Here is a 13,335-nt window from a genome sequence, read left to right as displayed (position 1 = left end):
ATTCAATATGCTCTTGAAACGTGTCTATGGTGTGCAATGAAATTTAAAGGAGGGCTGTATATGGAACGTTGGCCGGAGTTTGTGCAGATCAAGGAAGTGGGGCCGCGTGATGGACTGCAGAATGAAAAGCAGCGGATTTCGACGGCAGATAAAATTCATTGGATAAACACCCTGTCTGAATCGGGTGTGAAGGAAGTTGAGTATTCATCCTTTGTCCATCCAAAATGGGTCCCTGCATTGTCTGATGCGCATGAGGTCGGGAGAAGGATCAAGCGAAACCCGGATGTCCGCTATTCGGCACTGGTTCCAAATATGAAAGGTTTGGATCTGGCGCTTGAAGCCGGAATTGACGGGGCTTCTGTCTTCATGTCGGCGAGTGAGACGCATAATCGGAAAAACATTAATAAATCAATCGATGAGACGTATCCGGTACTGCAGGAAGTGATTCAGGAAGCAAAAGATGCAGGTAAACATGTGACAGGATATGTTTCGACGGTATTTGATTGTCCGTATGAAGGAATAATCACGCCTGAACAGGTCGTACATGTTTGCGAACAGCTCATCGAATTCGGTGTCGATGATATTTCCCTTGGTGATACGATAGGCACAGCGGTTCCGGCACAGGTGGATCAGTTACTTGACGAAGTGCTTAACCGTTTTCCGAGCGAAAAAGTTATTATGCATTTTCACGATACACGCGGTATGGCCATCGCTAATATCATGCGATCAATGGAACACGGGATAACCCGTTTTGACAGTGCAATCGGCGGTCTGGGCGGCTGTCCATATGCACCGGGAGCAGCCGGCAATGTGGCAACAAATGATGTGTTGTATCTGTTAAATGGTCTTGGCGTTAAAACCGGAATGGATGAGACGAAACTTCAGGAAGCAGCACTATTTATTCAAAATAAACTCGGAAAAGTGTTGCCCAGCAAATCATTGGCGTATGCCGCAAGCCAGAGCTGAATCTTTTTTAAATAATAGAAAGCAAAGAACCCTCACCCCCGGTCGGATACCGGTCATCGGGTGGGGGTTTTTATATTTCAATTGATCACTGATAAAGTCTTAGCCTGAGAGTCTTTCAAAAGAGCTTAACATAAGATCGTATGCTAAATGATATGAGAATTAATGTAAATAAACGCTGTAGATCAAGATGAATTCGCTGTAGTTTCGGGCAAGACGCTGCATATTTGGCCCGAATCCGCTGTTGATTCACATAAAATCGCTGTAATTTTCGCTGTAGATTGACCTGTAATCGCTGCAGATTAGAAAAAAGTCATAAACATCATGAACAGGCTACCTGTTGCCATATCGGAAAAATTCATCTATTCTATGATAAAGAAGCTTGTACACGAGTAAGGTGAAAGGAGCGAGTTACTATAGATCTTCAAAATATTGGTCAAAAATTAAAACAAGCCCGTTTAAAAAGTAAACATACACAACAGCAAATAGCTGATCAATGCGGTATCTCCAAAAGCTTGTTATCAAAAATAGAAAATGGGCAGACATCTTCTGCGGTTGCCACATTATCTAAAATCTCAGAAACGTTGGATGTTCAGCTTTCCTGGGTATTGGACGGGCATCCTGAAACAGATCTTGTTGTGCTGCCGAAAGCGGAAAGGCGTATCAGTGCTGACGATGAAAATATGGGTTATTCGCTTGAACTGCTTGCCAATCGCTCCCGCTTTTCACGGATTGAGCCAACCATTGTTCACGTCACCCCGAAGGATTTTAATGTGCGGCATGAGCCGTATACCCATACTCAGGATGAATTCATATACATTGTTGAAGGTGCTATTGAGCTCTATTATGACGGGGAAAAGCATTATATGGAAAAAGGCGACACTGGCCACTTTAAAGGTGTTAAACCTCACTTGTTTATGCCGGTCGATAATGATGGCGCGAAGGTCTTGACGGTGTTTATTGATGATTGAGCACTTCCCGTCTTAAAGGATAAAAAAGAATAAATTTCATGGCTGCCACAGTACCCGTCACTGTGGTATTTTTATGGATTTATTTACACAGTGCAGCACGCTCGGCAAATGTGCTCATTCGCGCGAGGAAAGGGTGAAATCGCGCGACGATGGCAGGATTTCGCGCAGCAATCCGATATTTCGCGCGGCGATGCCCCAATTTCGCGCAGCATCACCCGATTTTCGCGCGATAATATCATTAAATCACCTTTTTTTGCTTTTTCATTACAATCTTATGACAACAAAATGACATCGTGTCATATCCGGTTGACGCGTGACATGGTGTCATTTATTATAGTAATTGGAGTGAATGACGCAATGTCACATTTTGGGAGTGAGATTTCTACGTTGACAAATGGCAACAGAGTTTATGAAGAAAAATTAAAAACGCCCTGGTCCATACTGCAAATGCAAGGGATTGATGCCGAACTTTGCAAAAGACCGGACAGAAAGTAATAACATTAGAAGAGCAAAACAGGAAATAATGTGTTCAGGCGCAGGTAAAAGAGATGTCTCATGTAAACTCCCTAAATTTCATATAATAACAGTAACCTGCAGCATCTCAGAAAAAGGGGGTGAATCAGGTTGAATATACTGGTCGCATTGGACGCCAACTATATCAGGCCTTTAAAGGTTGCCCTACAATCAATGTTTCTGAACAATCAGGATGAGACGTTTGCCATTTATCTCATGCACTCAAGTATTGAACAATCAGAATTAGATGATTTAACCCAGTACATTGATAGGCATGGAAGTGAACTGAAACCTGTTTACGTTGCGGATGACTACTTTAAGGATGCGCCGGCACACGCCTATTACACGAAAGAAATGTATTATCGTCTCCTCGCTTTCAAATTTTTACCTGAGACGCTGGATCGTATTTTATATCTTGATCCGGATATATTGGTGATTAATCCAATCAGGGAACTTTATGAAACTGATTTAACGGATTACCTGTTTGCAGCGGCCTATCATAATAAGGTGTCTGTTAATGAAGTGAATAAGATCAGACTGACACCCTATAACATTGATGCCTACTATAACTCCGGTGTGCTGCTGATGAATCTGGAAGAGCAGCGGCAGCAGATTGACGAACATGAAATTTATCAATTTGTGGAAAAGAATCGTGCCAGATTAATCATGCCGGATCAGGATGTTTTAAATGCTCTTTACTCTAAGAAAATAAAGAACCTTGATGAAACGTTGTACAATTACGATACGCGGTTTTACAGCCATTATAAGAATAAATCAAACGGCGTCTGTGATATGGATTATATTATTCATCACACTGTGATCCTTCACTTTTGCGGCAAGAAAAAGCCATGGAAAAAACGCTACAGTGGAAAATTTCACGCGTTATACAAACACTATGAAAAACTGGCTTTCGCTCAAGCAAGGTAACCCCATTATGGAAGAACAGGAGGAAGAACAGGTGCCGAAGCAGACATTTTATAATTTACCGGAGGAGAAGAAACAAACGTTAATCAGTGCTGTTGAAATGGAGTTTTCGAGAGTGCCGCTATACGAAGCTTCCATTTCCAATATCGTAAAAGAAGCAGACATACCAAGAGGCAGTTTTTATCAATACTTTGATGATAAAGAAGATGCTTTCTTCTTCCTGTTGGATGATGTTTCATTCAAACGAAAAGAGATCTTTATAGACTTGCTAAAAACACGGGATGGTGATCTGGTTGATGCCATAACAGGTTTTTTTCAAGTGGTTATTACGAAAGATGAAAACCTCGATTTCATGAGAAATGCCTTTTTGAATATGACGTATAAAATAGAGGATGCATTTACAAGGATTTTCAATGATCAAAAAACCAATGAACAATTTAAGGAAGTCAGCTCATTGATTGATAAACGAAAGCTGAACATTTCAGATGATAGGGAATTATTCTACGTGATGCAAATTCTCACATCTGTTGTCGTCCGTAATTTTGCAGAAAAATTTGCCCGTAATTTATCGGACGAAGAGGCCATGTATCATTTCAACATTGAAATGAACTTGCTCAAAACAGGACTTTATCAATAAGAAAAAACGCTGTCCGGGTTTTTTAGATGCCAGAGGTCAGAAGTCGGATTGGAAGAAATCGGCGAGTTAGCCGATTTCTGTATTGGAAACATCATCCGAATTTTTATAGTTAGCTTTAAAAGGAAAGACCACCCCCTAATTCAAGGAGATGGTCTTACGTTAATTCGCACTTATTTGCTCATTTTCCTGTGATTTTTCAGTCTTGCTGATAATGCTTGTTCCAGCAAGGTCACCGGTAACATTTACAGCTGTGCATCCCATGCCGACCAGGACGTCAACTGCTGTCAATAACCCGACAGCTTCCATTGGCAGACCCAATTGTGCGAATACGGTGGCGATCATGATGATGCCTGCACCAGGTACGCCCGCTGTACCAACTGAGGCCAATGTACCGATCAATACAACTTGCACGATTTCTGCAAAGCTTAGCGGATCACCAATCACATTTGCGGCAAATACAGCTGATACGGCAATACGGATGGCAGCTCCGTCCATGTTGGCCGTTGCACCGAGTGGTAAACTGAATCCGTACAGACTTTTCGGCAGATTCAGGCCTCTGGCGGCATTGAGCGTAAGTGGCAATGTACCGGAGCTGCTCTGTGTTACAAACGCTGTAATCATCGGTGTGCGTCCATGCCGGAAAAAATCCTTAATATTGATTTTGAATAAGACCATGACAAGGACATAAAACATGACTTGAACAATCAACGCTATATAAAAAGAACGCCAATCATACTTCCTAATTCCAATAATGTATCAGCACCCTGATTGCCGACAACTTCAGCAATAATGGCAAAAATACCGATCGGCACGTACTGAATAATAGCCTTCATGATACGCAAGGTAGCTTCATTTAATCCATCAGTTACTTTAAACACCGTTTCACCCAGTTCTTTGTGTGACTCGGATGACCTGAGTGCGGAAATTGCAATTCCGAATGCTATTGCCGTAAAAATGATTCCCAGCAAGTTCAGTTCGCTGAACGCTGTGATAATATTATCGGGGACAATACTTAACAAAACACTGACGACCCCGGGGTTTTCCGGGACTTCAAATGTTTCACTTGTATCCAGCGTCATCCCTGTTCCCGGGTTGAAAATACTGGCCACGGCTATACCGGCAATAATGGCAAACGCAGATGACAGTAAGTAATAGATAAATACCTTTCCGCCCATACGGCTAAGATCACCCAGCTTTGTCTGGTTAACCCCGACAATCAGTGTGAATAATATCAGCGGAACAATCAGAAATTGCAAGAGACGAAGCAGTAAATCCCCAAACGGCGCCAATACGGCTGCATCCTCCCCGAAAATCAGGCCGACTGCAATACCAAGAATAAGTGCAACTGTAATTTTTGAAATCAAGGATGCCTCAATATATCCTCTCCAAATGCTCTTCATCTCGTAACCTCCCCTCTGAAAGTTTGTAATCCTGTACAAAATTTTTTGATCCCTATTCCGATAAAATTAATAAGAATTCATAATTAGACATTATCTTTCCAGGACTGTTCTGTCAAAAGTAATGATTCGCTAATCCAAAATACAGAAAGCCATGCTCCGGTGAACATGGCTTTGTGATTATTTCTCAATGAGCATCTGTGTCCAATAGCGTCCATCATCGGTATAGCCGACACCGATATGGGTGAACGATTCATCCAGGATATTTTCACGGTGTTCGTCACTGTCCATCCAGGCTTCAACAACCTGATTTGGTGATTGCTGTCCTCTTGCGATATTCTCCCCGGCTGACTCAAACGTAACATCAAATTCTTTCATCATATTGAACGGGGAGCCATACGTCGGACTCGTATGCGAAAAGTAATTTTTTTCGTGCATATCCTCGGATTTATTGCGCGCCACCCGGCTTAATGGTTTACTGGCTTTCAAGTCGGATAATCCGTGTTGGCTGCGTTCTTCGTTGGTTAACTGAATGACTTGCGATGCATACTCACTCACTCCTTGCTGTGATTGATTTTGGCCTAGCTGGTTCCGTTGTTCCGGTTGGTTTTGTTCAGGCTGTAACCTGCCCTGTCTTTGCTGGTTTCGCTCTAGTAGTTCTTGATCCTGTTCCCGGCCGGGGTCACGGGCGTTACCGCTGAGTGGCCCTTGGTTACGCATTGTTCCGTTAAAACCATCAAAGTTATCGTTTTGGTTTTCACGTCTGAAACCGTTCGGATGGTTTGTGCCCTCATTAAAACCGATTTTCTGAGTGCCCGGACCTGCCCCATCACTCGATGAATCCGTTTTTACAGCAGAGATGGGCAGCTGATTATCATCCACATCAGTCCGGGATTGGTTATCGGCAGCATTGTCATTAAGGTTGCATGCTCCTAAAACCATGATAATTACCATTAAAATGAAGAAGTTTTTAAATGCCTTCATATGGAGTCTCCTTTTGCTTAATTTTCCGCTCCCATCAATAATGATTGGCGGAAATGTGCGGCAAAACAGACATGCTGCTAAAGTCTTTCGTTCAGCTTAGCCAGTTGCGCATCAAATTCGTTTTCAGGGTCATTAAGTGGAAAAATCCGGGCTGTGTTCTGATCGTTCACATGCTGGATATAGATTTGTTGTCCGTTATAGGTAACATCTTTCATATCTGCTGATTGGGCAATTTCTTCTGCGCGCTGCTTATTCAATCAAATTCACCTCCCTTGTTAATGATGTCGCTGTTAATCAACCAATTAGGCCATTACCCTAATTGGTTGATAACATTAAAATTCAGTTGATATTTACTGAATTTGGCTCACATATCTAAAATCCGGTCGATAAAGTCCAATTTCGGTTCATAAATCCTGCTTTGGCTGATGCAATGGAACTTATTTGCTTTTTAATTATGGTCCATCTTCAAACAAACCATTCAAATCAACGTCTTGTTCGTGATCCATTTCATCAAGCGGGAACACGGTTGCTGTTTCCTGATCGGGGTTTATTTCTTTTAAATAAACAGGAAAGCCGTGATATTTCACGTTAATCATGGTTATGGAATTGATGATATCCTGTGCGCGTTCCTGATCCATCGTAATCTCCTTTCACATGGGCTTTAAGGTTATTTTTTGCTGGTTCGAAGCGATTATTCGAGGGTGAATTAACCATTTTACAGATTGTATTTGTTTAAAGTTTGCCGTAAAATCGACGTTAGACTGTAAAATGTATGCTTTTCAGGAGTTGGTGCAGAATTGACTGGCAGAAAAAAACATTTCAAAGGATTTACTATGGCTGGTTCATCGTTTTTATCGGCGGATTGGGGATTTTCTTTTCAGGACCCGGACAGACGTATTCGAATTCGGCCTTTATTGATGCGTACATAAATGATTTTGGCTGGTCGCGCACAGAGGTTTCCAGTTTATATTCAACTGCAACACTCATTGCCGGGCTGATTATGATGTTTGTCGGACGGTTTATTGACCGGTATGGCCAACGATTTATGATGGTCACAGTTGGGACAATATTCGCATTCGCCTGCTTTTTTAACAGTATAGTCACGAATATGTTTATGCTGGCGATTGGTTTCTTTTTAGTTCGTTTATTGGGCCAGGGCACGATGTCGCTTATTCCGAATACACTCGTCGCCCAATGGTTTGTGAAAAAAAGAGGCCGCGCCTTCAGCTTCATGACGATGGGAAGCTTTATCAGTGCCATGCTCTTTCCAATCATAAATACTTGGCTGATCCAAACATGGAATTGGCAGGCTGCCTGGCAGTTCTGGGGTCTGATGCTCTTAGTGGTGTTTGTTCCGTTTGCGTTGTTTGGTGTCCGTAACCGTCCGGAGCAGATGGGGCTTGAGCCGGATGGTTTGAAATCGTCACAGGACGAGGGTGCCGAACCGGTCATGGGAACGACCCTCCCTGAATCTGAGGAGGACTGGACGTTAAAAGAAGCGATGCGCACGTGGGCCTTCTGGGGTATTCTGATTAGTGTGGGGATTCCGGCTATGATCAATACCGGGATAACGTTTCATATCATTTCCATTTTTGATACGAATGGGTTATCTCCCTATAAAATATGCCCGGGGTGCTTATCATCATCCTCATTCAACTTTTAAAGAAGCCGACATCACAGATTCGTCATTACCGGAAAAGCTTGGCGAATTTGATTGTATTGTCAGTTTTGAAACGATTGAGCATGTTGCAGAAGAAGAACAATTTCTGGCCAATGTGTTTAATATGCTTAAGCCTGGCGGGACCCTTATACTGTCGACACCGTTTGGCAAAGGTCGCGGCAAGCCGTGCGGGTCGCCTTTTCATGTCCATCAGCTGACCGTTGAGGAGTTTATGGATTTGTTTCCGGACTATACGTTGTCAGCATTTTATTTTCAAAATGGGCCGTTAATCAAGCCGGCTGAGCATGATGAAGATATGCATTTTCCGCTTGGAATAGCGATCTGTCGGAAGTAAATAATGTTAATATCCGTTCGTCTTATCTTACTTGTGGCGGTCAATTTATGATATTGCTGGTTTAGCTGAAGGAAAACATTCGGGGCAGAAAAAGCTCCGAGCGTTCCTTTTAGACCGAAAAGAAAGAGAATACCGTTTTGAAATTGGCTAATTTCCGATCCTTAAGCCCTGCATTGACTTTTCGAAAAAATTAAAATAATGTTAGAGTAATATGCCTTACATAGAAAGGAAGATAACATGACAGATCATGATGTGATCGTCGTTGGAGCTGGATTGGCAGGGTTGGTTGCGACAAAAGAATTGGCTGATGCGGGGAAGAGAGTACTGCTCCTGGATCAGGAACCGGAAGAATCTCTCGGCGGGCAGGCCTGGTGGTCATTTGGCGGTTTGTTTCTGATTGATTCACCGGAACAGCGCTGGATGGGTGTTAAAGACTCCAAAGAATTGGCATGGCAGGACTGGATGGGAACGGCAGCGTTTGACCGTGAAGATGATGAAGACCATTGGGCACGTCAATGGGCAGAAGCATACGTCGACTTTGCAGCTGGTGAAAAGCGGGAATGGCTCCGTCAGATGGGGGTGAAGATGTTCCCGGTTGTCGGCTGGGCAGAACGCGGCGGCTATGATGCAGAGGGTCATGGCAACTCGGTGCCCCGTTTTCATATTACTTGGGGGACAGGCCCCGGACTTGTGAAGCCATTTGAACAGAGCGTCCGTGATCATATGAAAAATGGAAAGGTCGATTATTTGCCGCGGCACCGTGTTGATGAGCTTTTAATGCAAGATGGTGTGATAACTGGTGTCGAGGGATCGGTGCTTGCTCCAAGTTCAGTCGGGCGCGGAGAAGAAAGTTCAAGGGTAGTTGTCGACACGTTTGAGTATGGCGCACAGGCAGTAATGGTGACCAGCGGCGGTATTGGCGCCAACTTTGATTTGATCCGGGAAACTGGCCAAGCCGTCTGGGAGCCACCTAAGGCTATGATTTCCGGAAGTTCGGCTCATGTTGTGGACGAATGCTTGCATTTACCGAACAAGCCGGCGGGCGGATCGTCAAACCGGTGAATCGGCATGTGGCACTACACAGAGGGAATCAAAAATTGGAGTCCCGTTTGGCCTAATCATGGGATACGTATTTTGCCGGGACCATCGTCATTGTGGTTTGATGCAGAGGGTCATCGGTTACCGGCCCCCAATTTCCCCGGATACGATACACTTGGCACGCTTGAAACGATCCAAAAAACGGGCTACAGCTATTCGTGGTTTATACTGACACAGGGCATTATCGAACGGGAATTTGCGCTGTCAGGGTCAGAGCAAAATCCTGACTTGACCGAGCAGAACATCAAAAAGTTTATTGAAGCCGTGGTTTTGCCCGGTGCTCCGGATCCGGTTTGAGCGTTTAAGAATATGGGGAAGGATTTTTGTGATTGCCGATAACATTTGAAATCTGGGTCGTCGGTAATGAATAAACTGACAGGTGAAGAAACTGCTGGATATCGAACATGTCAAACGGCAGGTACAGGCGCGTGACCGGGAGATGGATAATAAGTTCACAAAGGACCTGCAAATAACGGCAATGCGCGGAGCCCGCACCTACTTCGGTGACAAATTGATCCGGGTGGCAGCGCCACATAAAATGCTCGACCGGAAAAATGGGCCACTGATAGCTGTCAGGCTGCATATTCTCAGCCGTAAAACATTAGGCGGTTTGCAGACGGATTTGTCCGGCAGGGTATTGAATGAACAAGGTGCGGCTATCCCCGGTCTTTACGCTGCCGGAGAAGTCTCCGGATTTGGCGGTGGTGGTCTGCATGGCTACCGGGCATTGGAAGGCACATTTCTGGGTGGCTGTCTGTTTTCCGGCAGGCAAGCAGGACGGGCGCTGGCGGGTGAACTCCAGTGATTAGTGAAGAAAAGTAATCACTCTGAAGCGGGTGATTATTTTTTTTACACGATCTTTCTCTAATTATTTAACACTTCCATAAATGCCTCCACATTCCTTTTCCTCGCCATAATTGGGGAACAGACATAGGAAAAGCGGCGCTTGAAAGATGGCTTTTTATTAGGGAATTATCAACAAGGTCGCTATGTCTCCACGTTTCGCTCCACACCACTTTTCGATAGAACTGATAATCCCAGTCCACGGATCACGATTCTTTACACCTGATTTGCTGCTGATTGTATCATGGATTTGATCTTGAAATCCCATTTTGAGCGGATGATATGATCAAGGTATTTTCGGGTGCCTGAGCCCTCTTCCCGGGCAATCCATGTTTCATGGTGGAGATCGGCTATATCCGCTTCATCCTGATGGGCAAGCGAGTGATCAGAAGGTGCTACGACAAACAATTCGTCCTCCATAAATGGCTGAATCAGCAATTCCGGTTCATTGGTCTGCCCCTCGATCAAACCAAGATCGACGTTCAGCCGTTTCACTGACTGTACGATTTCCTCAGTATTGCCAATAACCAATTCAAGATCCAGGTCGGGAAATGCCCAGTGCATCTTCTTAAATAATGATGGCACAATATACTCACCAACCGTAAAACTGGCACCAATTTTGATCGCTCCCTTTACAGCATGGTGATGTTCGAGAATGTCCTGGCGTGTCTGTTCATACATGCCAAGTATCTGTTTGGAGCGATCATAGAGCATTTCCCCGGTTGGTGTAATGGTCAGCTTTTTTGGAGTACGGACAAATAATTCCGTCTGAAATTCCTCTTCAAGATTTTTGATATGCAAACTGACACTCGGCTGGGATATTCGCAATATCTCGGCGGCTTTCGTGAAATTCTGTTTATCCGCAACCGTAACAAATGTCCTTAGTGCATCGTAGTACACATCTGTCGCCTCCCGATTATTAAAAATATTAATGACAACAATCATTTATATGTATTTTACTAATGACAAGACGTTCGATAAAGTAAAAACAGATAATTTTTAAATCCGCAAAGAGAGTGTGTACATCGATGGAAGCAATAATGAAAAAACTGCTAAAACAGCCATTCATCCGTTTCTGAATGGAAATTTTAAATAACTTTGTGAATTGCCTTGATCGCTCAATTTTAGCCCATTTCCATTTTTATCGATTATGGGACAGCTTGTGATCGCGATTTCTGATTGGTTATTGGCTGGCGGGCAGCTTTTGGCTTGCCCGAGAGTGTCAAGACGGGTGTCACTTTTTCCGGCAAGAAGTTGCTGAGATTTGGTATTATTCTTCTCGGAATGCGGCTGAATTTGGTGGAAATTTACGAAGCAGGCTGGAGTGTGTTTACGATTGCCGCGCTTAATCTAAATAATTTGCACCTTGTTCGTTGTTTTTATTGCCATCTCACGCTGGATGGGCGTTGACAAAAAGCTGGGGTATATTGACGGCAGGCGGGCAGCTATTTGCGGTGCGGCAGCGATGTTGCGATTGCCCGCAAAGTGAAGGCAAAGATGACGAAACAGGCTGTCGGGGTGCAACGATTGCCGTATGGGCACGTGTTAACTTGTCTATACGTTTCTTTTTCGTGCTTTGTCTCAGTCAGAAGTTTTCGGTATTTTTTGCCCGGTGCGACACTGCATGAAATCGCCCATGTTTGTCGCAAGCAGCTGCAGCAGGCGGGGGATGAAGCTGTCGATATTGCTGTGATTGTTAAGCTGACACGCGTGGCCTTGCTTGTCCCAGTTATCCTATTGATTGGTTAATCCTCTTTCAAAACAGGAGGGGAAATACTGCCAGAAGCAAATTTTCCTGGTAATGATACCCGTGGTTTTATCTTTTTGGCTTCCTGGCCTGTAAGTGCCTTTAACTCAATTTGAATAGTACCGGAACCAGGTTGTCAATGTCGCTTATCTGCTGCTTGCGATGGCGATGGCCGGTATTGGATTAGGTGTCAATATTGGCACATTCCGACGCCTCGGTCTCAAGTCGTTTTTGGCCGGATTAATCGGATCGGTATTGCTGGCCGTGTTTGGATTTGTACTCGTATCAGCATTTGGGTGGTTTTAGAGTCACCCGGAAACGATGTACCTGAAAGGCGTTACATGTATAAAAATGAGCCCTCCTCCAAAAGATGAAGGTGAGGAAAGGGGTGCACACAATGCCGAATAAGAACAACCAATTCAAAGAAAATAAGAACCATGGTGAGTTTCGGAACGGCCGCAAAAGCCAATATAAAAACAGCAGTGTACATGGTGAGCAGCTGAATGAATATGTTGATAATAAAAAGGATGATTAATTAAAAGTGTATTCACCGGAATGGCTCTGCTATCTCCTGTGAACAGCTGAATTATAAATAAGCGGTGTGATATGGCTGAGTCACACCGCTTTCTAATGAGAATAAGGGGAGCGATTGTATGAACAAAGGAATGTTCCTTGATCGTGATGGTGTTATCAATGAAGTACTAAGTGAGCGGGTCAAATTCGTCAATAGACCGCGTGATTTTTACCTGCTGGAAGGTGTTGGGGAAGCGGTTAAAATTTTCAATGACATGGGGTATTATGTTTTCATCGTGACCAATCAGGGTGGAATCGGTCTTGGTTATATGAAGGTAGACGCGCTGACAGATATACATAATAAAATGGAAGCGGATTTCGGTGAATTTGGTGCGGTCATTGATGATATTGCCTATTGCCCGCATGAGCCGCATGCAAATTGCCCCTGCCGCAAGCCTAAACCGCAAATGATTCTGGACCTGGCCGAAAAACATAACGTTAACTTGTCCGAAAGCTATATGGCCGGTGACAGGGCCCCGGATATCGAGGCCGGAAACCAGGCAGGCACCAAAACAGTCCTTGTGGGTGGCAGGAATGAGCACACGGTCAAAGCAGATTGGTATTTTCCGGACCTTATGTCATTTGCCGACTGGGTTAAAAAACACGATTAATTTTTCATGGATCTATCTTTTCGGGGAACACTAAATCTTGTCGCAAAATTTAGTAACGA

At 44.0% G+C, this 13,335-nt stretch carries 13 protein-coding genes and 4 pseudogenes; 12 read left to right on the top strand and 5 right to left on the bottom strand.

The window, feature by feature from the left end:
* The first annotated feature begins 60 nt into the window (after positions 1 to 60).
* The 4 genes from Len3610_RS15250 to Len3610_RS15235 all read left to right on the top strand — a co-directional run bounded on the left by Len3610_RS15250 (position 61) and on the right by Len3610_RS15235 (position 4,008).
* A complete protein-coding gene (locus Len3610_RS15250; protein ID WP_176448715.1) occupies positions 61 to 966 on the top strand; it encodes a hydroxymethylglutaryl-CoA lyase in 906 nt (301 codons plus the stop codon).
* Positions 967 to 1,379: 413 nt separating this feature from the next.
* Positions 1,380 to 1,934, top strand: coding sequence for a helix-turn-helix domain-containing protein (locus Len3610_RS15245; RefSeq protein ID WP_176449703.1), 555 nt, complete (start codon positions 1,380 to 1,382; stop codon positions 1,932 to 1,934).
* A 624-nt stretch (positions 1,935 to 2,558) separates the two neighbouring features.
* Positions 2,559 to 3,374 (top strand): glycosyltransferase family 8 protein, encoded by an 816-nt coding sequence (locus Len3610_RS15240; RefSeq protein WP_176448714.1) that lies wholly within the window; start codon positions 2,559 to 2,561, stop codon positions 3,372 to 3,374.
* 31 nt (positions 3,375 to 3,405) lie between these two features.
* Entirely contained in the window at positions 3,406 to 4,008 is a 603-nt protein-coding gene (locus tag Len3610_RS15235) for a TetR/AcrR family transcriptional regulator (protein WP_176448713.1), read from the top strand.
* A gap of 159 nt (positions 4,009 to 4,167) precedes the next feature.
* On the opposite strand, the pseudogene Len3610_RS15230 reads toward Len3610_RS15235, so the two are convergent.
* The 4 genes and pseudogenes from Len3610_RS15230 to Len3610_RS15215 form a co-directional block, all read right to left on the bottom strand.
* Positions 4,168 to 5,408: pseudogene (locus tag Len3610_RS15230) on the bottom strand (dicarboxylate/amino acid:cation symporter).
* 177 nt (positions 5,409 to 5,585) lie between these two features.
* The gene (locus Len3610_RS15225) at positions 5,586 to 6,389 is read right to left on the bottom strand and encodes a CAP domain-containing protein (protein WP_255259647.1); all 804 of its coding nucleotides are present in this window, start codon (positions 6,387 to 6,389) and stop codon (positions 5,586 to 5,588) included.
* A gap of 77 nt (positions 6,390 to 6,466) precedes the next feature.
* The gene (locus Len3610_RS15220) at positions 6,467 to 6,646 is read right to left on the bottom strand and encodes an H-type small acid-soluble spore protein (RefSeq protein WP_176448712.1); all 180 of its coding nucleotides are present in this window, start codon (positions 6,644 to 6,646) and stop codon (positions 6,467 to 6,469) included.
* Positions 6,647 to 6,841: 195 nt separating this feature from the next.
* A complete protein-coding gene (locus Len3610_RS15215) occupies positions 6,842 to 7,027 on the bottom strand; it encodes an H-type small acid-soluble spore protein (protein WP_176448711.1) in 186 nt (61 codons plus the stop codon).
* Between the two features lie 134 nt (positions 7,028 to 7,161).
* On the opposite strand from Len3610_RS15215, the gene Len3610_RS15210 reads away from it, so the two are divergent.
* The 4 genes and pseudogenes from Len3610_RS15210 to Len3610_RS21485 all read left to right on the top strand — a co-directional run bounded on the left by Len3610_RS15210 (position 7,162) and on the right by Len3610_RS21485 (position 10,307).
* A complete protein-coding gene (locus Len3610_RS15210; protein ID WP_369693593.1) occupies positions 7,162 to 8,052 on the top strand; it encodes an MFS transporter in 891 nt (296 codons plus the stop codon).
* Positions 7,991 to 8,404: a class I SAM-dependent methyltransferase gene (locus tag Len3610_RS15205; protein WP_176448710.1), complete on the top strand. Its 414-nt coding sequence runs from the start codon at positions 7,991 to 7,993 to the stop codon at positions 8,402 to 8,404. The genes Len3610_RS15210 and Len3610_RS15205 overlap by 62 nt, the downstream gene beginning before the upstream one ends.
* Positions 8,405 to 8,641: 237 nt before the next feature.
* Positions 8,642 to 9,799, top strand: a pseudogene (locus Len3610_RS20310) (FAD-binding dehydrogenase).
* An 82-nt stretch (positions 9,800 to 9,881) separates the two neighbouring features.
* Positions 9,882 to 10,307 carry an FAD-binding protein gene (locus Len3610_RS21485; protein ID WP_217994032.1) on the top strand — a complete coding sequence of 142 codons (426 nt, stop codon included), beginning with the start codon at positions 9,882 to 9,884 and terminating at the stop codon, positions 10,305 to 10,307.
* 59 nt (positions 10,308 to 10,366) lie between these two features.
* On the opposite strand, the pseudogene Len3610_RS15195 reads toward Len3610_RS21485, so the two are convergent.
* Positions 10,367 to 11,245: pseudogene (locus Len3610_RS15195) on the bottom strand (LysR substrate-binding domain-containing protein).
* Between the two features lie 279 nt (positions 11,246 to 11,524).
* Here Len3610_RS15195 and Len3610_RS21905 point away from each other — a divergent pair.
* The 4 genes and pseudogenes from Len3610_RS21905 to Len3610_RS15180 all read left to right on the top strand — a co-directional run bounded on the left by Len3610_RS21905 (position 11,525) and on the right by Len3610_RS15180 (position 13,276).
* Positions 11,525 to 12,094 (top strand): annotated as a pseudogene (locus tag Len3610_RS21905) (putative sulfate exporter family transporter).
* A gap of 166 nt (positions 12,095 to 12,260) precedes the next feature.
* Entirely contained in the window at positions 12,261 to 12,398 is a 138-nt protein-coding gene (locus Len3610_RS21900; protein WP_255259646.1) for a hypothetical protein, read from the top strand.
* A gap of 91 nt (positions 12,399 to 12,489) precedes the next feature.
* The gene (locus Len3610_RS15185) at positions 12,490 to 12,627 is read left to right on the top strand and encodes a hypothetical protein (protein WP_176448709.1); all 138 of its coding nucleotides are present in this window, start codon (positions 12,490 to 12,492) and stop codon (positions 12,625 to 12,627) included.
* 118 nt (positions 12,628 to 12,745) lie between these two features.
* Entirely contained in the window at positions 12,746 to 13,276 is a 531-nt protein-coding gene (locus Len3610_RS15180) for a D-glycero-alpha-D-manno-heptose-1,7-bisphosphate 7-phosphatase (RefSeq protein ID WP_176448708.1), read from the top strand.
* The last annotated feature ends 59 nt before the right edge of the window (positions 13,277 to 13,335 follow it).

It is taken from the genome of Lentibacillus sp. CBA3610, from assembly GCF_013373365.1.
GTDB lineage: Bacteria > Bacillota > Bacilli > Bacillales > Amphibacillaceae > Lentibacillus.
The sequence above is the reverse complement of the archived record's forward strand: the minus strand, read 5'-3'. Positions and strand labels throughout refer to the sequence as shown.